This window comes from Micromonospora sp. LOL_024 (genome assembly GCF_048060415.1).
Taxonomy (GTDB): Bacteria; Actinomycetota; Actinomycetes; order Mycobacteriales; family Micromonosporaceae; genus Micromonospora.
Genome location: NZ_JBHMIS010000005.1, coordinates 66,126 through 86,706 on the forward strand (window position 1 = coordinate 66,126; position 20,581 = coordinate 86,706).

Below are 20,581 nucleotides of genomic sequence, written 5' to 3' on the forward strand. Positions count from 1 at the left end.
ACTATTCACTTTATCCATGGGCTTCGATAGCATTACCGACTAGTAACAACCTTGAACCCCTGGCCACGCGCGCGGTCCTCGGGCTCCACCACCACCCCTGTGGAGGTCCGTCATGCCCCACCGCCCGTTGGCCCGCGCCCTGACTGCGCTGGTCTCCCTCTTCATCGCCACCGTCGGCGCACTGGCCGTCCCCGGTGCCGCCCAGGCCGCCGCTCCCGTCCACTATGTGGCCCTCGGTGACTCGTACTCGTCCGGCGTCGGCGCCGGTCCGTACGACCTGTCCACCTGCCTGCGCAGCCAGAAGTCGTACGCCCCGTTGTGGGCCGCGGCAAACAACGTGGCGAGCTTCCGCTTTCCCGCCTGCGGCGGTGCGGTCACCGCCGACGTGCTCGACAACCAGCTCGGCTCGCTCAGCGCCACCACCACGATGGTCACCATCACCATCGGTGGCAACGACGCAGGGTTCGCCGACGTGATGACCAGCTGCCGCTTCAGCAGCACCTCCACCTGCGCCAACGCGGTCAACCAGGCGAAGACCTTCGCCACCGGCACGCTGCCGGCCCGGCTGGACCGCACCTACGCCGCGATCCGGGAACGGGCGCCGAACGCCCGCCTGATCGTGCTCGGCTACCCGCGGCTGTTCGAGACCGGCTTCTGCGGCCTGTTCGCGATGAGCAGTCACAAGCGGTCCATGCTCAACGAGGCCGCCGACGTCCTCGCCACCGTGACCGCCGGCCGGGCCGCCGCGGCCGGCGCCACGTTCGCCGACACCCGACCCACCTTCGCCGGTCACGGTGTCTGCGGCGCCCAGCCGTGGATCCGGGACGTCACCGGGGTCATCGAGGCGTACCACCCGAACGCCAACGGCTACCGGTACGGCTACCTGCCGGCGCTCAACGCGGTCACCGGCTGACCGCGGCCGCCCGAGGCCCGGCGGTCCCGAGGACGGACCGCCGGGCCTCGGGCCGGTTGCCACATTGGCCGGCCGAACCCGCCTGCGACACGTCCGGTTCGTGACGATGCCCGGATCGCCGCCGTCCGTTAGGGTTTCAGCGGACCAGGCGACCGTCGGCGGAGGGGCAGAGTTTGGGCAGGCTCGCGTCGGCGTACGGGCAGGCGATGGCCGCCCACCGGGCAGCACGGGCCCACCTCGACTCCGCGCGTGACGCATTGCGCGTCGCCACACCGTCCGCTCCGCCGGCCGACGCCGAACTGCTGGCCCGGCTGGCCCGGGTCGGTGCCGCGCTGGCCACCCCGACGCCGGGCATCCCACTGGCCCGCCGGCCGGTGCCGGTTCGCGTCGGTGTGGCCGTCACCGCCGACGGCGGCTTCCCGGTCCTGCTTCCGCTCGGCGGCGGGCACCACCTGGCCGTCGACGCCGACGGCCGGGACCCGGCGGTGGCGGGTCTGCTGCGGGCCCTGGTGCTGCGGCTGCTGACCACCGCTGCGTCCGGTGGAGTGCGGGTCGCCGCCCTGGACACCGCCGCCCTCGGAGCCACCTTCGGTCCGCTGCGCCCACTGCTCGACGCGGGTGTCATCGACGCACCGGCCACCACCGAGGCGGAGGTCACCGCGCTGCTCGATGCCGCCGAGCGGCACGCCCGCGCCGCCCGCCAGGCCGACCGGCCGGATCAGGACCTGCTGGTGCTGGTCGCCGCATCGATCCCGGCGCCGCGTGAGGCCGCCCGCCTCGCCGCCCTCACCCACGCCGGACCGTCCGCCGCGGTCTGTGTGCTGCTCGGCGGCTGGCCGCCGGCCGGGCCGGGTGAGGTGGCCCCGCCGCTGGGTGCCACCACGATGCTGCGGCTGACCGGGGGGTACGCCCACGTCGGCGACCCGCCCGGCGTGCCGTTCAGCGCCGACGACAGCGGGCTGGCCGCCCCGGTGCGCCTCGACGGTGACCCGCCACCGGCCTCGGTCGCCGCCCTCGCCACCCACCTGGGCGAAGCCACCCGGCGCGGCGAGGCGATCGGCTTCGCCGACCTGCTGCCCGAGCGGCGCTGGGCCACCTCGGCCCGCCCCGGTCTGAGAACGGTGGTGGGTCGCGCCGGCCGGGATTCGGTCAACATGGCCTTCGACGACGCCACGCCGCACTGGCTGGTGGGCGGGCGTACCGGAGCCGGCAAGACGGTCTTCCTGCTCGACGTCCTCTACGGGCTGGCCGCCCGTTACTCCCCGGCCGAGTTGCAGCTCTACCTCCTCGACTTCAAGGAGGGGGTGAGCTTCACCGAGTTCGTCCCCACCGACCGGGACCCGACGTGGCTGCCGCACGCCCGCGCCGTCGGCATCGAGAGTGACCGGGAGTACGGCGTCGCCGTGCTGCGCGAACTGCGCCGGGAACTGCACCGGCGGGCCACCGCTCTCAAACGACACGGCGTCACCAAACTGGCCGACCTGCCGGCCGGCACTCCGATGCCGCGCGTCGTCGCGGTGATCGACGAGTTCCACGTGCTGCTCGCCGGAAACGATCCGCTCGCCCGGGAGTCGGTGGACCTGCTGGAGGAGTTGGCCCGCAAGGGCCGCTCGTACGGCGTACACCTGGTGCTGGCGAGCCAGAGCACGACGGGGATTGAGGCGCTCTACGGCCGGGCCGAGGCGGTCTTCGGGCAGTTCGCGCTCCGGGTGGGGTTGCCCGGTGGCGGGGGAGTGCTCGACCAGCTCAACGACGCGGCGGCGACGCTGCCGGTCGGCTCGGCCGTGCTCAACACCGCCGCGGGCGCGTCCGGCGCGAACACCGTGGTCCGTTTTCCCGACGCGCACGCCGCCACCGGCGAGTTGACCCGGCTGCGGCACGAGCTGTGGCAGTCCCGCCCGGCGGGTGCGCGACCGCCGTCGGTCTTCCGGGGGTACGACACCGCCCGGGTCGAGGACGACGCCACCTTCACCGGGCTGCGCCCGGGTGGCCGGCGACCCCTGGCCCTGGTCGGCCGGACGGTCGACGTGGACGGCACCACCGCGCTGTTCATCATGGACACCGCCCCCGGGCGGCACCTGGCCGTGGTGGGTACCTCGGCCGCCGGCGCGGAGGTGCTGCGGGCGGCGACCCTGAGCCTGGCCCGGCAGCACGCACCCGGTGAGGCGGTGTTCCTGCTCGCCCCGCTGGTCGCGGCCGCCGATTCGGCGGCCGACGACACCGCGGCCATCCTGGCCGCCGCCGGACACCCGGTCGAGCGCCTCGACGCCGTCGCGTTGGGCGACCGGATCGGTGCCATCGCGGCCGCGCCGACCGGGAGTAGCGCCGGGAAAGATGCCGGGCCGTCGGGCCGGACGTACCTGGTGGTCTTCGGGATGGACGCCGCCGCGGGACTGCTCGGCGAGAGCGACCCGGCCACGTTCCGCTCGGGCCACGACGAACTGCGGGTCCTGCTGCGGCAGGGGCCCGGCCACGGCGTGCACCTGCTCGGCTGGTGGCGCGGGCTGCGCCGGCTCGCCGACGACCTCGGCGGTACCCAGAACCGCGACGACGTCGCCTGCCTGGTCGCCCTGAACGTGCCCGGCGCGGACCTTGGCCTGCACCTCGGCGTGCACGACCTGGCGTACACGCCCAGGGCGGACCGGGCGCTGCTGGTGGACCGGCACGACCAGCGGGTCCGGCTGATCGTGCCGTTCGCCCGCGACGGGCAGGAGTGAGGCGTGAGTACCTACGAGGAGTACGCCGCGCTGGCCCGCCACCTGGCCGTGCGGCAGCGCGCCGGTGAACAGGACGCCGCTGCCGAGGCGGCCCGGCGGCGGGACCTCGACGCCGCCGTGGAGTACCTCGACCGGCGACTCGTCGCCCAGGGCCAGCGTCTCGACCACCTCGGCCGCACGATCGGCGCACCGCCGGCATCCGGTCCGCCGCTCTCCGGTCCGCTGCTCTCTGGTCCGCCGCTCTCTGGTCCGCCGGTAGTCGAGCCGCCGGTCTCGGGTCCGCCCGTGTCGGGCCTGCCGCTCGGACACCCCGGAGGCGGCCCGGAAACGGGGACGGGGACCGACGGTGGCGCAGCCGCCGCGCCGGGGCGGCCGGATGTCGGGGCGTACCCGTCGACGGGTGTGGGTGGGTCGGGCCGGGCGCTGCCGGTGGCGGTGGCGGCGGCCGGGGTGCCGGCCCAGCGGACCGGTCAGGTTGACCCGGCGACGGAGCTGGAGCTGGCCCGGCGGTGGGCCGACGAGGCCGACCGGCACGGGCAGCGGGCCGAACTGCTCGCCCAGCAACCGGTGCTGCTGCCAACCTGGTCGCCGATGGCCCGGGCGGCCGTCGTCTACCTCGGTTTCGCCGCCGTCTCCGTGGTGCTGATGCTGGTCATGGTGCTCGCCTCCGGTGTCGGCGTGGTGGGCCTCGGCACCCTCTACGCCTGGATGTGCGCCGGCCTGCCGGCCGTCTCGTTGATCGGCGGCTGGCTGGTGCTCGGCCGCTGGGGCCGGCCCGCTGTGGGCGCCGCGACCCCGCCGCGCTACCCCGTGCTGGGCTTCCTGCTCTGCTTCCTGGCTGTCCCGCTCGCCTACTGCGGCTACCTGCTGATCTTCCGCACCCTGCGCTGATCCGGGCCTGTGGGCGCAGTGGTTGGTCGCGGTGGGTGCCGGCATCTCGTACCCTCCTGTGTGGTCACGGGGTCGTGGCCACAGGTGGGTGCGAGCCGGGGGAGGGCGTGTGAGTGCAGCGGAAATGATCGCCAGGCTGGCGGCGGCGGCACAGAAGCTGGACGAGGCGAAGGCGAAGACGGCCGCTGCGGCGCAGGACGCCGCCGCGGCGCGCCAACTCGTCGCGGGCGCCTTGCAGGGCGTCGCCGCCGGGCCGCTGATCAGCATGATCGATTCGTACCGGCAGGCGCTCGCCCAGGCCGCCCAGGGTCACGAGCCGGCCCGGCAGCACGTCCAGGAGACGATCACCAAGGTACGCGCGCTGGGCAACTGAATTGGATCATCGGGATCGGAGTTGCGATCGGGGTGGGATGGCCGACGAGACGCGAGACGGCGGGATGCTGGACGGGTTCCACATCGGGCAGGTGCCGAACGGTGTCGGCGACGAGGTGTCGGACTTCGCCAGCGAGTGGGACGACGTGTGTTTCGCCAGCCGGGTCTGGGAACGTCAGCTGCCGGAGGGCTACCGCGCCGACCTGCGAGTCCACGTGCTGCGCGGGGGACGGTTGACCGACCTGACCGCCTTACGGGACTTCCTCTGCGAGTATCACGAGCGAGATCCCGCCGAGTGGCGGCTGGTCGAGTTCCAGCACGGCGACGGCCTCGGTTCGACTGATGGCGTCCAGGCGTTCTGGCTTGTCGAACCGGGCGTCGCGGTCACCGTGCTGACGGTCCCGGAGTTCGGCGAGTCGCTGCTGTCGACCGCCCGGTCCGTACGGCCGGAGCACAGCGGCGCGGTGTGACGCGGGCGGGTCGAGCTCGCCAGGGGACATCTGTTCGCCGGATCCTCATGAGTGCTGGATGCGTTAGTCGCGGTGATCGTAACAGCACCTGCCGTATCGGCGACGCGGACAACTCTGATGTGTCGGAAATATAGTCCATGATGGACTTGAGGTCGCGGAGGTGGGCGGAGAGGCCCGTGGCGCGGCCATGGCCCGGTTGGCGGGCCGCCGGGTGGCGACCGCGTTGACCGCGACCGTCAGCCGGCCGGGAGCGGGAGGCCGCCGGTCTGGTCGTGGGCCGGTGGTCGCCCGGCTTGGAGGCGATGATCATTGTCGGATAGGCGTTAGCACGAGTTGGCGGTTTCCGCGTCAAGTGGGCGACCGTGTTCTAACGAGTTCCGTGCTCGCGGGCGGGCGTGCTCATTCGGCCACCCGCGCCGCAACGTGCCGGGCCGGGTGTGGCAGGCGGCGCCGGTATGGGGCGCATTCCGTCGGGTCGTACGAACAACTCGCGGCGGTCGGTCGCGTCGCCGTGCGCGTCGAGTTGGTACGCCTCGATCCAGGTCCAGCCGTCGTAGCTGCGCCGATCGGTGCGCTCACGGATCACCCGTACCGTGATCGGTTTGGCGAACTGCGGCGACGCGTCGCGGGTCAGCAGGTACACGCCCGGTGCGACCCGGGGCGTCCCGTCCTCGCGGGTGCCGATCGTCGCGGCAGCCGGGTGGGTAGTTCGGCGGGTCGACCAGCGTGACGCCGGAACGCCATTCGCGGGCTTCGGCACGGACACGGGCACCTCCGTCGTCGGTGGTTCAGGTCGGGGGTCACTGCGGTTGCTCGCCCAGCAGTGACCCCCGGCACGTAAACGGCCGTCGGGTTGGGGGGGGATCGACCTCCACCGGCTGCGCCGTGCTCCTTCCACCCTGGACGCGAGCCCCCTAGGCCTGGAATAGTCATCGCCCGATCGCGGAACGTAGTGACCGACTTCGAGTCGGCGCGGAACGGCGCGGACGGTCCTGGAAGGGTGTGGAAGCCGTGGGAATCTCGCCGTCGGAGTACCTGCTTCGCGAGTTGCGGCGACGGCGGGCGGCCGCCGGGCTGACCCAGGCCCAACTGGGCGAGCTGGTCTTCTGCTCGGACTCCCAGGTGAGCGCGATCGAGACCGGCACCAAGCCGCCGGCGCTGCCCTACCTGACCGCCGTCGACAGGGCGCTGGACACGGGTGGATACTTCGCGACGCTCTGGGACGAGTTGGTCAGGGGCGACGCCGAACCAATCTGGTTGCGTGAGTGGATCCAGATCGAGCGGGAGGCGAGGGCGCTGCGCTGGTACGAGCACTCCTTCGTGCCGGGGCTGCTCCAGACCGAGGCGTATGCCCGGGCGACGTTCCGGGCGGCACGGACTCCGGATGTCGAGTTGGATCAGCGGGTCGCGGCACGGATGGAGCGGCAGGCGGTGCTCGCTCGGGATCCGAGTCCGCTGCTCTTCGTGGTGCTCGACGAGATGGTGCTCCGACGGGCGTGTGGCGGCCCAGATGTGATGGCCGAGCAGGTCGAGCACCTGCTGACCTGTGCCGGGCAGCCGCATATCCAGTTGCACGTGGTGCCGCTATCCGCTGGCATCTACTCAGGACTCGCCGGGGCGTTCATCCTGGCCGACCTGCCCGACGGGTCACGAGCCGGATGCACGGACCATCAACTGGAGTCGCAGACTGCGGGGCAGCCCGACCCGATCGCTCGTCTCGGGTTGGCGTGGGACGCGGTCCGGGGCGAGGCCCTCCCGCTGGGACAGACCCTCGACGTTCTCAAGGAGGCGGCGAAGACATGGACCATTTGACCGGCGCGCAGTGGCGCACCTCGTCCCGCTCGTCCACAAACGGCGGGGTCTGTGTCGAGGTCGCCGACAACCTGCCCGGCGTGGTCGGCGTCCGGGACTCCAAGGACCCGACCGGCCCCGCGCTGATCTTCGCCCCGACCGCCTGGCGGACGTTCGTCACCCACCTCACCGACCGCGCCTGACCGTCACCGCTCATCGGCCTAGAGCCCGTCGACGGCGCCTGTCGCGCGGCGGCCCGGTCGGCCTCGCCCAGCAGCCAGTGCAGCACCCACCAGCCGAGCAGGATGGCCAGCAGCAGCCCGACCAGCACCAGCCACCACGGCATGACCCGGAGCCGCTGGTCCGAGGGGAGGTCCGGCGCGCGGCCACAGCATGCCATCAAGCCGCCCGTGTCGGCCGGCCCCCGGCCTCGCCGGGGCGGGTCTGCCGGGCCTGCGATCTGCTCGTCAGGCTGCCGCAGGTGGGAGCGGGGTTGCGGCGGGGCGGCCGGGCCGGTAGTCCATCATTGTGCAGATCAGCCGATGGTCCGGGTGCCGACCCGGCGGCCGGTCGTGAGAGTCGAGGATGGCATGGAGTTCCTGACCAGTCCCGAGCTGTGGATCGCGTTCGCGACCCTGCTCCTGCTGGAGATCGTGCTGGGCATCGACAACGTCGTGTTCATCTCGATCCTGGCGGGCCGGCTGCCTGAGCACCAGCAGGCCCGCGCTCGGACCATCGGTATCTCGCTGGCCCTGGTGACCCGCCTTATCCTGCTGGCGTCGCTGTCATGGATCATCAATCTGACGGCACCGTTGTTCACCGTGCTCGGGCAGGAGATATCCGGGCGAGATCTCATCCTGTTGCTCGGTGGACTGTTCCTGGTCGGCAAGGCGACCTATGAGATTCACGAGCACCTGGAGGGTGCCGACCACGCCCGCTCGGGCAAGAAGGTCGTGTCGTTCGGTGCGGTGATCGCGCAGATCCTGGTGCTGGACGTGGTTTTCTCGCTCGACTCGGTGATCACCGCGGTCGGCATGGTCGACGAACTCGGCATCATGGTGGCCGCCGTGGTCATTGCGATGATCATCATGTTGGTCTCGGCGGGTGCGGTGAGCAACTTCGTCAACCAGCACCCCACGGTCAAGATGCTGGCCCTGTCGTTCCTCCTGATCATCGGTGCCAGCCTGATCGCGGAGGGCTTCGACCAGCACATCCCGAAGGGCTACGTGTACGGGCCGATCGCCTTCTCGATCTTCGTGGAGGTCCTCAACCTGCGGGTCCGGGCACGGCAGCGTCGCCAGCAGGAGGCGAAGCCGGTGCAGCTGCACCCGACGTACGTGAAGCACGGCTCCGGAAAGTCCGAGCCGGAGTCGCAGCCCGAGGTGACGCCGGCCGGCTGAACCGGCGCGCGGGCCTGGACGCCGCACGCACCCCACGGGCACGGCGCGGGTCCGGTGGTGGTGCCGTCCGAGCGTCAGTGGCGTGTCGTGGCCCCGGATCGGCCGAGCGCCGGGTGTCTGCGGGTGCCCCGTGGGACGCTGGACGTCACCGCCGTGGGCGCCCACCGCCCCGCGCCGTGGTGGCCGCGGAAAGGGGGACGCCCATGGCAGGAGAGCCGCAGGTCGACTTCGCGCTCGACACGTACGAGTGCATCGTGCTCTATCCCGGCGCGGCCGGTCGGGCGCTGCCCGCCGAGACCGTCCAGCGGCTACAGGCCGAACACGCCGGGCACATGGCGGCGTTGCAGCGCCGGGGCGTCATCCTGGTGGCCGGCGCGGTGGACGGGCTGGCTCGGGAGCCGGACCCGCCGCTGGGGTTCGGCCTGTCCCGGACCGGTTCGGTCGACGACGTGCGCAGCGTGATGGAGGCAGATCCGGCGGTGCGGGCCGGGTTGTACCGGGTGGATGTGATGACCTTCCTCTGCCCGGCCGGCTCGCTGGAGTTTCCGCTGGTCAAGACGGAGAGCTGAGCAGCCAGACCATTCGTTTCCGGTAGCCGCCGGCCTACGCTCGGTTGTGCAGTTGGAGCGCCTCGGTGGCCGCTGGCGTCGGGGGCGTACCATTCCGGCGCGCGGTCGCTGTCGCCCGCCGTCGACGTCCGAAGCGGTCTCCGCCCGCCGGCTGTGCGCGTGAGCCGCGCCGTCGGACGACTGTTCTGCAATGCGCAAGGGGTCGGCCCATGGTCCGACCTGGAGGAGAGACTAGCCTGATGGGCGTGACACGCCGCGCGAAGATTGTCTGCACTCTTGGCCCCGCCACTTCCTCGCCCGAGCGCATCCGTGGGCTCGTCGAGGCCGGCATGAACGTGGCGAGGCTCAACTTCAGCCACGGCAGCCACGCCGACCACGAGGCGGTCTACCGACTCGTCCGGGAGGCGGCCGACGCGACGGGTCAGCCGGTGGCGATCCTGGCCGACCTGCAGGGGCCGAAGATCCGGCTGGGCCGGTTCGCCGACGGCCCGCACGAGTGGCGTACCGGCGACTCGGTGATCATTACGAGCGACGACGTGGTGGGCAGCAAGGAGCGCGTCTCCTGCACCTACCGCAAGCTTCCGCAGGAGGTCAAGCCCGGCGACCGGCTGCTGATCGACGACGGTCGGGTCGCCGTCGAGGTCACCGACGTCACCGGCAACGACATCCGGGTCCTGGTCACCGAGGGCGGGCCGGTCAGCAACAACAAGGGTGTCTCGCTGCCCAACGTGGCGGTCAGCGTGCCCGCCATGTCGGAGAAGGACGCCGCCGACCTGCGCTTCGCGCTCGGGTTGGGGGTAGACCTGGTCGCGCTCTCCTTCGTCCGGTCCGCCGACGACATCAAGCTCTGTCACTCGATCATGAGCGAGGTCGGGGTGCACCGGCCGGTGCTGGCCAAGGTCGAGAAGCCGGAGGCGGTGGACCATCTCGAAGCCATCGTGCTGGCCTTCGACGGGGTCATGGTCGCCCGTGGCGACCTCGGCGTGGAGATGCCGCTGGACGAGGTGCCGCTGGTGCAGAAGCGCGCCGTGCAGCTCTGCCGGGAGAACGCCAAGCCGGTCATCGTGGCCACCCAGATGCTCGACTCCATGATCGAGAACTCGCGGCCGACCCGCGCCGAGGCATCCGACGTCGCCAACGCGGTGCTCGACGGCGCCGACGCGGTGATGCTGTCCGGCGAGACCAGCGTCGGCAAGTACCCGGTGCTCACGGTCAGCACCATGGCGAAGATCGTCACGACCACCGAGGCCGGGTCGATCGCGGTGCCCCGTCTCCAGCACGACCCGCGTACGCACGGCGGTGCGCTCACCGTGGCCGCCTCCTCGATCGCCCGGGCCATCGGCGCCACGGCCCTGGTCGCGTTCTCGCAGACCGGCGACACCGTGCGCCGGCTGAGTCGGCTGCACTGCGACCTGCCGCTGCTGGCCTTCACACCGGTGCCGGAGGTGCGGTCCCAGCTCGCCCTCTGCTGGGGCGTGGAGACCTTCCTGATGCCCTTCGTCCAGCACACCGACGACATGTTCCGTCAGGTCGACCAGGCGCTGCTCGGGCTCAACCGGGGCAACCCCGGTGACCTCGTGGTGATCGTGGCGGGCAGCCCGCCCGGCACTCCCGGCTCGACCAACACCCTGCGGGTGCACCAACTGGGGTCGCTTGTCGACGCCGCCTCGGCGCGGGCGTTGCAGTGACCGAGGGCGAGGGGGCCATCGTCGGTCAGGCCGCCGTCGACCAGCTGCTGGAGGTCCTCGACCTCGCGCCGACCGGCGCCATGTCGTTCCGGGGGATGAGTCCTCCGGTCGGCCCGCAGCGGGTCTACGGTGGCCAGGTCGCCGGCCAGGCCCTGGTCGCCGCCGGCCGCACCGTCGACCCGGAACGGCTGGTCCACTCGCTGCACGGCTACTTCGTCCGGGGCGGCGACCCGGTGGAACCCATCGAGTTCGAGGTGGAGAACATCCGCGACGGCCGGTCCTTCTCGGTACGCCGCTCGGTCGCCCGACAGACCGGCAAGACGATCTTCTTCATGTCGGCCTCGTTCCAGCGTCCCGAGGAGGGGCTGGACCACCAGGCCCCTGTCCCGCCGGAGGTGCCCGCGCCGCAGGAGGTCCCGACGATGACCGACCGGCTCGCCCGCTATCCGGAGCGGCTGGGCATCTGGGGGCAGATTCCCCGGCCGATCGACGTGCGTTACGTCGGTGAGCCCGGCTGGGTACGCCCCGGCGACCGGCCCGCCGACCCGCACCAGCGGGTCTGGATGCGGATCGACGGCAAGCTTCCGGACGATCCGCTGCTGCACGCCTGCGCGCTGACCTACGCCTCCGATCTGACCCTGCTGGACTCGGTGCTCTCCGTGCACGGCGAGGTGTGGGGGCCGGGCGGGGTGGTCGGCGCGAGCCTGGACCACGCGCTGTGGTTCCACCGGCCGTTCCGCGCCGACGAGTGGTTCCTCTACGACAGTTGGAGCCCGTCGGCCTCGGCTGCCCGGGGTCTGGCCGCCGGCCGGATGTTCACCGTGGACGGCCGGCACCTCGCCAGCTCCGTGCAGGAGGGCCTGTTGCGCCGCGTCGGGGAGTGACCTCGTTGTCGGCGGATTGATCCGGCGGTGAACGGCCGGGGGCCGGGCGGTTAACCTGTCGGTCATGCGCCTCTCCGCCCGGGTGGACTATGCCCTTCGCGCGGTCACCGAACTGGCCTCGGTGACCGGGGCTGGGCGTGCCCGCCCGGTGACCGCCGACCAGATCGCCCGTGCCCAGGAGATCCCGCCGAAGTTCCTGGAGAGCATCCTGTTGCAACTGCGTCGGGGCGGCATCGTGCACGCCCAGCGGGGCCCGGAGGGCGGCTACTGGTTGGCCCGTCCAGGTGCGGAGATCTCCCTGGCCGATGTGATCCGGGTGGTCGACGGGCCGCTCGCCCACGTGCGGGGGCAGCGGCCGGAGCACCTTGGCTACCACGGCGCGGCCCGGTCCCTCCAGGAGGTCTGGATCGCGCTGCGGGCCAGCGAACGGCAGATCCTCGAACTCGTCACGGTGGCCGACGTGGCGCAGGGGACGTTGCCCGAGGCGGTCACCGCCCTGGTGGCCGACCCCAACGCCTGGAGCTGACCCGCGCCGTCCCACTGACCGATCAGGGCTTGACCCGAGCCGTCCCCATGCCGCATTGTCGACCAAGCTGATAGGAGATGCCTAAAACCTAAAACCGGAGGCGTACCGTGCGTAAGCTGCTCGTCATCGCGCTGGTGGGGCTCGCCGCCCAGCTGGTCGACGGCGCACTCGGCATGGCCTATGGGCTCACTTCCTCGACGCTGCTGCTCCTGGCCGGTGTCGCCCCGGCCGCCGCGTCCGCGTCCGTGCACCTGGCCGAGATCGGCACCACTCTCGCCTCCGGCACGGCGCACTGGCGCTTCGGCAACGTCGACTGGCGGGTGGTGCGCCGGATCGCGCTGCCCGGCGCGGTCGGTGCCTTCGCCGGCGCCACTTTCCTCAGCGCCCTCTCCACCGCCTCGGCCGCCCCGTGGATGGCCGCGATCCTGTTCACCCTCGGCGCATACCTGCTCATCCGCTTCTCCCGGCCGCTGCGCCGCAACCCGGCCGCCGGCCGGCTGCGTGGTCGCTTCCTCGGCCCGCTCGGCCTCGTCGCCGGTTTCGTCGACGCCACCGGCGGCGGGGGATGGGGGCCGGTGGCGACGCCGGCCCTGCTGGCCAGCGGCCGGATGGAGCCCCGCAGGGTGATCGGCTCGGTGGACACCTCCGAGTTCGTCGTGGCCTCGGCCGCCAGCCTCGGCTTCCTGATCGGCCTGGGCAGCGAGGGCTTCCTGATGCCGATCGTGCTGGCCCTGCTGGCCGGTGGCCTTGTCGCCGCGCCGATCGCGGCGTGGCTGGTGCGTATCGTCCCGGCTCAGCTGCTCGGCGCGGCGGTCGGTGGCGTGATCGTGCTGACCAATGCCCGCGTCCTGATCGGCAGCACCGACCTGGGTGGCCCGCTGCCGGTGATCGTCTACCTGCTGCTCGCCGCTGGCTGGGTCACCGCGCTGGCGCTGGCGATCCGGATCGTGTCACGCACCCGGCGCCAGCGTGCGTTCGCCGATGCCGCCGGGGCCGGATCCGTCCCGCGTGCCGCCGCCGAGGTGAGGCCGGGTCACCCGGACCCGGACACCGATCCCGCCGGCTCGCGGCAGGTCGGCGTCGGCGTCGAGCGCTGACGGCGTCAACCGCGCTGCGGCAGCGCAGCCGCCGCTCGTCGGATCAACTCCCATGCCTCGTCGACATGCGACTGCCGGGTCTGCGGGGAGCCGACGGCGAGGCGCAGCGTGTGCCGTCCATCGACCCGGGTGTGGGTCAGGTACACCGGCCCGGCGGCGTTCACCGCCGCCAGCAGCTGCTCGTTCGGCCCGTCCGGGCCGCGCAGCCGGAAGCAGACCAGGGCGTACGGGTGCGGGGCGACCAGTTCGAACCGGTCGTCGGCGCGGACCCGGTCGGCAAAGCCGGCGGCCAGCGCGACGCCCCGACGGATGTGCTCGCGCAGCCCCTCGACGCCGTACCAACGCAGCACGAACCACAGTTTCAGCGCGCGGAACCGCCGCCCCAGCGGCACCTGCCAGTCCCGGTAGTCGATCACGGCACCGGAGTCGGTGGCCGCGTTTCGCAGGTACTCCGGTAGCACGGTCAGCGCCTCGACCAGCTCCCCGGCGTCGGCCACCCAGAACGCGTCACAGTCGAAGCCGGTGAGTAGCCACTTGTGCGGGTCGAAGCAGTACGAGTCGGCGTACTCAAGGCCGGCGTGCCCGGAGCGTAGCTCCGGGCAGACCGCCGCGGCGCCCGCGTAGGCGGCGTCCACGTGCAGGAAGACGCCGTTCTCGGCGCAGGTCGGGCCGATCAGCGGCAACGGGTCCACGGCGGTGGTGCTGGTGGTGCCGATGGTCGCCACCACCAGCGCCGGCACCACCCCGGCCGCCCGGTCCGCCTCGATCGCGGCCCGCAGCGCCGCCGGTGACATGGCCCGGGTGACCGGATCAACCTCGACCAGGCGTACCCCCTCGGCGCCGAGCCCGGCGATTCGGGCGGCCTTCTCGACCGACGAGTGCGCCTCGGTGGAGGTGTACACCCGGTAGCGGCGGTCCACGCCGACCTGGCGCCAGCGCCCGCCCGCGGCCCGGTGCACGGCGATCAGGGTGGCCACCAGTGTGGCGGAGGAGGCCGAGTCCTGGATGACGCCGCCGCCGGCACCGGTCGAGCGGAACCGCGCCGGCAGGTCCAGCAGCTCGGCAAGCCAGTCGAGCAGCACCGTCTCCAGCTCGGTGCAGGCCGGCCCGGTCGCCCAGAGCATCCCCTGCACGCCCAGGCCGGCGCTGACCAGATCGCCCAGCACGCTGGGGCCGGAGGTGTTGGCCGGGAAGTAGCCGAAGAAGCCGGGGTGCTGCCAGTGGGTGAGGCCGGGCGCCACCAGCGTGTCCAGGTCGGCGAGCACCGCCTCGACCGGCTCGCCGTGTACCGGCGGCCCGGCCGGCAGCCCGGCGGCCACCGCGCCGGGTGGATCCTGGGACGTCACCGGACGCTTCTCGAGGGTCGCCCAGTAGTCGGCGACCCAGTCGACGACCGCGTGACCGGCCTGGCGAAACTCGTCGGGGGTCATGTGCGCTGCCACCCGGAGAGTCGATCAAAATGCCGGTGACGGAGCAAGCACCTGTGTTCATTGTGCAAAGAAAGCGCTTGCCCTAGCATCGCAGCTGCGCGGGAACGCATAAGTGGACGTCGATTTCTATCGGAGTCTCTGCCGCCCAGCGCGATGGTCTCTGCCGGCCCGGGCACGCCGGCGGTCGACGGCCACCGCGCGCCCGACCTCCACCGGAGGACAACCATGCCCCGCACCACCCGCCGGGCCGCCGTGCTCGCAGCGGCCACCGCGACCACCCTCGTCGCGGGCACGCTGACCGCCCTGACCGCCTCGGCCGCCGCCGCCGGCTGCCGCGTCGACTACCGGGTCACCAACCAGTGGCCCGGCGGCTTCGGCGCCGACGTCACCGTGACCAACCTCGGCGACCCGCTGACCGGCTGGGCGCTCACCTGGGACTGGCCCGCCGGTCAACAGGTCACCCAGGCCTGGAACGCCACCGTCAGCCAGTCCGGCGCCCGGGCGACCGCCCGCAACGTCGACTACAACGCGACAATCGCCACCAACGCCAGCACCGGCTTCGGTTTCAACGGCTCCTGGACCGGCAGCAACCCGAACCCGGCGAGCTTCGCCCTCAACGGCACCACCTGCACCGGCGCCACCACCCCGACCACCCCACCGCCACCTACCACGCCGCCGCCGACGACCCCACCGCCCACCACGCCGCCGCCGACGACGCCGCCGCCGACGACCCCACCGCCGGCCGGCTCCATGCAGGCAGAGAACCTGGACCGGGGTCTGGTCAGCGTCCGCTCCGGAACAGCCAACCTGGTGTCCTGGCGGCTGCTGGGCACCGAGACCTCCGGCACGGCGTTCAACCTCTACCGGGGTGGCACCCGGGTCAACGCCAGCCCGATCACCGGTGCGACCAACCACCTGGACAGCGGCGCGGCAGCCGGTGCCGGGTACACGGTGCGGGCCGTGGTCAACGGCGTCGAGCAGGCCCCGTCCGCGCCGGCGCTACAGTTCCCCGCCGGATTCCTGGACGTGCCGCTACAGGTCCCGGCGGGTGGCAGCACCCCGAGCGGTGAGGGGTACACCTACTCCGCCAACGACGCCAGCGTCGGCGACCTCGACGGCGACGGCCGGTACGAGTTCGTGGTCAAGTGGGAGCCCTCCAACGCCAAGGACAACTCGCAGTCCGGCTACACCGGCAACGTCCACGTCGACGCCTACACCCTCACCGGCACCCGGTTGTGGCGCATCGACCTGGGCCGCAACATCCGCGCGGGCGCCCACTACACCCAGTTCCAGGTGTACGACTTCGACGGCGACGGTGACGCCGAAGTGGCCATGAAGACCGCCGACGGCACCCGCTCCGGCACCGGGCAGGTGATCGGCAACGCCAGCGCCGACCACCGCAACTCCGCCGGGTACGTCCTCGCCGGCCCGGAGTTCCTGACCATGTTCGACGGCCGCACCGGCGCCGCCCTCTCCACCGTCAACTACGACCCGCCGCGCGGCACCGTCTCCTCCTGGGGCGACAACTACGGCAACCGCGTCGACCGGTTCCTCGCCGGCACCGCCTACCTGGACGGGCAGCGACCCTCGCTGATCATGGCGCGCGGCTACTACACCCGCGCGGTGATCGCCGCCTGGGACTTCCGCAACGGCGCCCTCACCAAGCGGTGGACCTTCGACTCCAACGCCTCCGGCAACGGTTCCGCCGCCGGGCAGGGCAACCACAGCCTCTCCGTCGCCGATGTCGACGGCGACGGCCGGCAGGAGATCGTGTACGGCGCGGCCACCATCGACGACAACGGCCGGCTGCTGCACTCCACGACCACCGGCCACGGCGACGCCATGCACGTCGGCGACCTCGACCCGGCCCGCGCCGGGCTGGAGGTCTTCAAGGTCAACGAGGACGGTAGCAAGCCCAGCTCGTATCTGGCCGACGCCCGTACCGGCCAGCTGATCTGGTCCACCCCGGCCGGCGGCGACAACGGTCGGGGCGTCTCCGGTGACATCTGGGCCGGCAGCCCCGGCGCTGAGTCCTGGTCGTCCGCGGTGGGCGGGCTGGCCAACACCCGGGGCCAGAACGTGGGCCGCAAGCCCTCCTCGACGAACTTCCTCATCTGGTGGGACGGCGATCCGGTCCGGGAACTACTCGACGCCACCCGGATCGACAAGTACGGCACCGGCGGCGACACCCGCCTGCTCACCGGCAGCGGTGTCGCCTCGAACAACGGCACCAAGGCCACCCCCGCACTGTCGGCCGACATCCTCGGCGACTGGCGGGAAGAGGTGGTCTGGCGTACCACCGACAGCCGGGCCCTGCGGATCTACAGCACCCCGACGGTGACCGGCACCCGCATCCACACACTGATGCACGACCTTCAGTACCGGACCGCGGTCGCCTGGCAGAACACCGCCTACAACCAACCGCCGCACCCGAGTTTCTTCCTGGGTGACGGGATGTCTACGCCGCCCGCGCCGCGCATCTACCTGCGTTGACGCCGGGAACCGGCAGGCGGTAGGAAAACGGAACAGGCACCGGGCCGCAATCGCGGAATCCGCACAACTGCGGCCCGGTGCCCCACACCGCGGCACCCCCGACCCGTCCCGACCGGGGAGTGCCGTACCACCACCGGATACAAAGTTAGGCCGCCTCCGCGTCGTGAGGGTGACGCCACCGTGAAGATCGTGTTTCGCGGCCCCGCCAGCGCTGTGACCTGGCCCACCACGCCTTGCCGCAGGTAGATCAGCGGCGCAGCCTGCCGACGACCTCGCTGGCGATCAGCTCGAACGAGCGCACCCGGTCGGCGATGTCGTACACCATCGTGGTCAGCATCAGCTCGTCCGCGCCGGTGCTGGTCAGCAGGTCGCCGAGCTGCCGGCGAACCGTCTCCGGGGAGCCGGCCGCCTGGCCCTGACGGCGCTGGGCCAGGAACTCCCGCTCGGCGTCCTGGTACGGGTAGGCCGCCGCCTCCTCGTAAGTGGCCAGCGGCTCGGGACGCCCGGCGCGCAGTCGCAGGAACGACAGCCCGGCCGGGCCGGCCAACCACCCGGCGCGTTCGTCGGTCTCCGCGCAGACCGTGTTGACGGCCACCATCGCGTACGGCCGGTCCAGCCAGCGCGACGGGCGGAAGCTCTGCCGGTACAGCGCCAGCGCGGGCAGGGTGTTCTGCGCGCTGAAGTGGTGCGCGAACGAGAACGGCAGGCCCAGCGCGCCGGCCAGTTGGGCGCTGTACCCGCTGGAGCCCAGCAGCCACAGCTCCGGCCGCTGCCCGCGCCCCGGGGTGGCGGTGATCCGCCCCGACGCCGCGTCGTCGAAGTACCCCATCAGGTCGGCCAGTTCCCGGGGAAAACCCTCGGCCGACAGGCCCTCCATGGTCCGGCGCAACGCCAGCGCGGTGACCTGGTCGGTGCCCGGTGCCCGTCCGACGCCCAGGTCGATGCGCCCGGGATGCAGCGCCTCCAGGGTGCCGAACTGCTCGGCGACCACCAGCGGCGCGTGGTTGGGCAGCATCACCCCACCTGAGCCGAGCCGGATCTCGGCGGTGTGCGCGGCCAGATGTGCGACCAGCACCGCGGGCGCGGAGGACGCGATGGCCGGCATGTTGTGGTGCTCGGCCACCCAGAACCGGTGATAGCCCAGCTCGTCGGCGCGCCGGGCCAGTTCGGTGGTGTGCCGCAGCGCCTCACCGGCGGAGGCGCCGGCGGCGACGGGGGCGAGGTCGAGGACAGACAGTGGCACATCGATCACGGCGCTGGTCAACCCGGCGCATCCCGGTCTTGTTCCCCCTCGGCCGCCGATGTGATCAACCCATCCCGCGGGCCTGTTCGAAGATCAGGCTGGTCTGGGTGTGCTGCACCGCCGGATCCACGGCCAGGTGGTCCAGGACGAAGTCGCGCAGCGCCTCCGCCGAGGCCGCCCGGACGTGTAGCACGTAGTCGTCGGCACCGGCCACGTGGAACACCGACACGACCCCCGGCAGCCGCACCGAGCGGGTCCGGAAGGCGTCCACCGCCGCCCGCGCGTGCTCGGTCAGCCGCACCGAGACCAGGGCCTGCAACGGCAGACCCACCGCCGCCGGATCCACCTCCGCGTGAAAACCCCGGATCGCCCCGCACTCCCGCAGCGCCCGGGTACGTGCCAGGCAGGTCGATGCCGCCACCCCCACCCGTTCGGCGAGGGCGTTGTTCGCGAGCCGGCCGTCGACGGCCAGTTCGGTCAGGATCGCGCGGTCGGTGTCGTCGAGCACCGTGAACGGCCGCACATCGTTCGGTACAGGGGGCATGTCGCCATCCTCCAATGAACAGGACTCCATCAGGAAGAGTTTCAGCGAATAATCTTCGGAACTATTGCCTCTGGTTGCCGAGATGTTCGATCCTTCCGGCATGACGACCGTGGACACCCGCGCTGTGCACGCCGGCCGTGACGACCTCGCGGCACTCGGCGTCCACGTGCCCCCGATCGACCTGTCGACCACCAACCCGCTGCCATCGGTCGACGCCGGCGGCGACGCCTATCAGGCCCTCGCCACCGGCGGCACCCTGCCGGCCGGCGCCAGCGCCGTCTACCAGCGGCTCTGGAACCCCACCGTGGCCCGCTTCGAGACGGCCCTCGCCGAGCTGGAGGGCACCGCCGAGGCGGTCGCCTTCGCCAGCGGGATGGCCGCGCTCACCGCCGCCCTGCTCGCCGCCACCCGCGACGGCAGGCGGCACGTGGTCGCCGTCCGCCCCCTCTACGGCGGCACCGACCACGTGCTCGCCACCGGCCTGCTCGGCACCGAGGTCACCTGGGCCCGCCCCGACTCCGTGGCCGCCACCCTGCGTCCCGACACCGCACTGGTGATCGCCGAGACCCCGGCCAATCCCACGCTCGACCTGATCGACATCACGGCCCTCGCCGAGGTCGCCGGCGAGGTCCCCCTGCTGATCGACAACACGGTCGCCACCCCGGTGCTCCAGCAGCCCGCCCGCCACGGCGCCCAGCTGGTGCTGCACAGCGCCACCAAGAGCATCGGCGGCCACGGCGACGTCCTCGCCGGAGTGATCGCCTGCGACGACGGATGGGCGCAGCGGCTGCGTCAGGTCCGCGCACTCACCGGCGCGATCCTGCATCCGCTCGGGGCGTACCTGCTGCACCGCGGCCTACAGACGCTGCCGCTGCGGGTGCGCGCCCAACAGGCCGCAGCGGAGAAGCTCGCCGCCTGGCTCGCCGACCATCCCGCCGTCGAGCGGATCCACCACCCGGGGATCGGCGACCCGGCCGGGCTCGTCGGCCGGCAACTGGCCGGCCCCGGCAGCCTGCTCGCCTTCGAGGTACGCGGTGGCGCACCAGCTGCCGCGACGGTCGCCGGCGCCTGCCGGTTGATCACCCACGCCGTCTCGCTCGGCGGCGTCGACACGCTGATCCAGCATCCGGCGTCGCTCACCCACCGCCCGGTCGAGGGCGAGGCGAAACCGGCCGGCGGGCTGCTGCGCCTCTCGGTCGGCCTGGAGGACCCGGAGGACCTGCGCGTCGACCTGGAGCGGGCGCTCGCCGCGATCTGAACGGCGCTGCCAGCGCTCGGGACGGTCGGGACCTCGCGGCGACATGTCGGTCGAGCACGGCGACCGCCTCCGGCGGGCGGCCGAGGTAGAGCCCCACATGTCGGCGGACTCGTTGGTGAACACGTAGCGCGGGAAGTCATACGTCCCTATCCGAAAGACCGGTGGACGCAAGGCGAATTCTTGAACACCCGTGCGGCAATCCTGGTGTCCCCGGTGGGAGTCGAACCCACACTGTCGGAGGTTTGAGCTCCGTTTCTCTGCCGGTTGGAATACGGGGACCTTCTCGCTCAACGCC

At 72.2% G+C, this 20,581-nt stretch carries 19 protein-coding genes and 1 tRNA gene; 15 read left to right on the forward strand and 5 right to left on the reverse strand.

The window, feature by feature from the left end:
• Window positions 1-112: 112 nt before the first annotated feature.
• The 5 genes from ACFHWY_RS08725 (at window position 113) to ACFHWY_RS08745 (ending at window position 5,363) form a co-directional block, all read left to right on the forward strand.
• Entirely contained in the window at window positions 113-913 is an 801-nt protein-coding gene (locus tag ACFHWY_RS08725) for an SGNH/GDSL hydrolase family protein (protein ID WP_416579606.1), read from the forward strand.
• Window positions 914-1,119: 206 nt separating this feature from the next.
• Window positions 1,120-3,630, forward strand: coding sequence for an FtsK/SpoIIIE domain-containing protein (locus tag ACFHWY_RS08730; protein ID WP_416579752.1), 2,511 nt, complete (start codon window positions 1,120-1,122; stop codon window positions 3,628-3,630).
• A gap of 3 nt (window positions 3,631-3,633) precedes the next feature.
• Window positions 3,634-4,521: a hypothetical protein gene (locus ACFHWY_RS08735; protein ID WP_416579607.1), complete on the forward strand. Its 888-nt coding sequence runs from the start codon at window positions 3,634-3,636 to the stop codon at window positions 4,519-4,521.
• Between the two features lie 109 nt (window positions 4,522-4,630).
• The gene (locus ACFHWY_RS08740; protein ID WP_416579608.1) at window positions 4,631-4,894 is read left to right on the forward strand and encodes a DUF6244 family protein; all 264 of its coding nucleotides are present in this window, start codon (window positions 4,631-4,633) and stop codon (window positions 4,892-4,894) included.
• Between the two features lie 37 nt (window positions 4,895-4,931).
• Complete coding sequence (locus ACFHWY_RS08745) at window positions 4,932-5,363, forward strand: hypothetical protein (RefSeq protein WP_416579609.1); 432 nt, start codon at window positions 4,932-4,934, stop codon at window positions 5,361-5,363.
• Window positions 5,364-5,730: 367 nt separating this feature from the next.
• Here the strand turns inward: ACFHWY_RS08745 and ACFHWY_RS08750 are convergent, their stop codons facing one another.
• Window positions 5,731-6,129, reverse strand: a complete 399-nt coding sequence (locus ACFHWY_RS08750) for a hypothetical protein (RefSeq protein WP_416579610.1) — start codon at window positions 6,127-6,129, stop codon at window positions 5,731-5,733.
• A gap of 236 nt (window positions 6,130-6,365) precedes the next feature.
• Between ACFHWY_RS08750 and ACFHWY_RS08755 the strand changes: the two genes are divergently transcribed.
• The 8 genes from ACFHWY_RS08755 (at window position 6,366) to ACFHWY_RS08790 (ending at window position 13,318) form a co-directional block, all read left to right on the forward strand.
• Window positions 6,366-7,175, forward strand: a complete 810-nt coding sequence (locus ACFHWY_RS08755) for a helix-turn-helix domain-containing protein (protein ID WP_416579611.1) — start codon at window positions 6,366-6,368, stop codon at window positions 7,173-7,175.
• Window positions 7,163-7,357, forward strand: a complete 195-nt coding sequence (locus ACFHWY_RS08760; RefSeq protein WP_416579612.1) for a DUF397 domain-containing protein — start codon at window positions 7,163-7,165, stop codon at window positions 7,355-7,357. Before ACFHWY_RS08755 ends, ACFHWY_RS08760 begins: the two co-directional genes overlap by 13 nt.
• 369 nt (window positions 7,358-7,726) lie before the next feature.
• Window positions 7,727-8,554: a TerC family protein gene (locus tag ACFHWY_RS08765; protein WP_416579613.1), complete on the forward strand. Its 828-nt coding sequence runs from the start codon at window positions 7,727-7,729 to the stop codon at window positions 8,552-8,554.
• 203 nt (window positions 8,555-8,757) lie between these two features.
• Window positions 8,758-9,123 (forward strand): YciI family protein, encoded by a 366-nt coding sequence (locus tag ACFHWY_RS08770; RefSeq protein WP_416579614.1) that lies wholly within the window; start codon window positions 8,758-8,760, stop codon window positions 9,121-9,123.
• 239 nt (window positions 9,124-9,362) lie between these two features.
• Window positions 9,363-10,811 carry a pyruvate kinase gene (gene pyk, locus ACFHWY_RS08775; RefSeq protein WP_416579615.1) on the forward strand — a complete coding sequence of 483 codons (1,449 nt, stop codon included), beginning with the start codon at window positions 9,363-9,365 and terminating at the stop codon, window positions 10,809-10,811.
• Entirely contained in the window at window positions 10,808-11,695 is an 888-nt protein-coding gene (locus tag ACFHWY_RS08780) for an acyl-CoA thioesterase (RefSeq protein ID WP_416579616.1), read from the forward strand. The genes pyk and ACFHWY_RS08780 overlap by 4 nt, the downstream gene beginning before the upstream one ends.
• A 64-nt stretch (window positions 11,696-11,759) precedes the next feature.
• A complete protein-coding gene (locus tag ACFHWY_RS08785) occupies window positions 11,760-12,221 on the forward strand; it encodes an RrF2 family transcriptional regulator (protein WP_416579617.1) in 462 nt (153 codons plus the stop codon).
• Window positions 12,222-12,328: 107 nt separating this feature from the next.
• Window positions 12,329-13,318, forward strand: coding sequence for a sulfite exporter TauE/SafE family protein (locus tag ACFHWY_RS08790; RefSeq protein ID WP_416579618.1), 990 nt, complete (start codon window positions 12,329-12,331; stop codon window positions 13,316-13,318).
• Between the two features lie 5 nt (window positions 13,319-13,323).
• Here ACFHWY_RS08790 and ACFHWY_RS08795 read toward each other — a convergent pair whose 3' ends face one another.
• A complete protein-coding gene (locus ACFHWY_RS08795) occupies window positions 13,324-14,760 on the reverse strand; it encodes a pyridoxal-dependent decarboxylase (protein ID WP_416579619.1) in 1,437 nt (478 codons plus the stop codon).
• Window positions 14,761-14,973: 213 nt separating this feature from the next.
• Between ACFHWY_RS08795 and ACFHWY_RS08800 the strand changes: the two genes are divergently transcribed.
• Entirely contained in the window at window positions 14,974-17,241 is a 2,268-nt protein-coding gene (locus tag ACFHWY_RS08800; RefSeq protein ID WP_416579620.1) for a cellulose binding domain-containing protein, read from the forward strand.
• A gap of 247 nt (window positions 17,242-17,488) precedes the next feature.
• Here ACFHWY_RS08800 and ACFHWY_RS08805 read toward each other — a convergent pair whose 3' ends face one another.
• Window positions 17,489-18,505 carry an LLM class flavin-dependent oxidoreductase gene (locus tag ACFHWY_RS08805; RefSeq protein WP_416579621.1) on the reverse strand — a complete coding sequence of 339 codons (1,017 nt, stop codon included), beginning with the start codon at window positions 18,503-18,505 and terminating at the stop codon, window positions 17,489-17,491.
• Between the two features lie 43 nt (window positions 18,506-18,548).
• Window positions 18,549-19,028 (reverse strand): Lrp/AsnC family transcriptional regulator, encoded by a 480-nt coding sequence (locus ACFHWY_RS08810; protein ID WP_416579622.1) that lies wholly within the window; start codon window positions 19,026-19,028, stop codon window positions 18,549-18,551.
• An 82-nt stretch (window positions 19,029-19,110) separates the two neighbouring features.
• Here ACFHWY_RS08810 and ACFHWY_RS08815 point away from each other — a divergent pair, with 82 nt between their 5' ends.
• Window positions 19,111-20,286 carry a trans-sulfuration enzyme family protein gene (locus tag ACFHWY_RS08815; protein WP_416579623.1) on the forward strand — a complete coding sequence of 392 codons (1,176 nt, stop codon included), beginning with the start codon at window positions 19,111-19,113 and terminating at the stop codon, window positions 20,284-20,286.
• A 202-nt stretch (window positions 20,287-20,488) separates the two neighbouring features.
• Here ACFHWY_RS08815 and ACFHWY_RS08820 read toward each other — a convergent pair.
• Window positions 20,489-20,565 (reverse strand) — tRNA-Leu (locus ACFHWY_RS08820).
• Window positions 20,566-20,581: the final 16 nt, after the last annotated feature.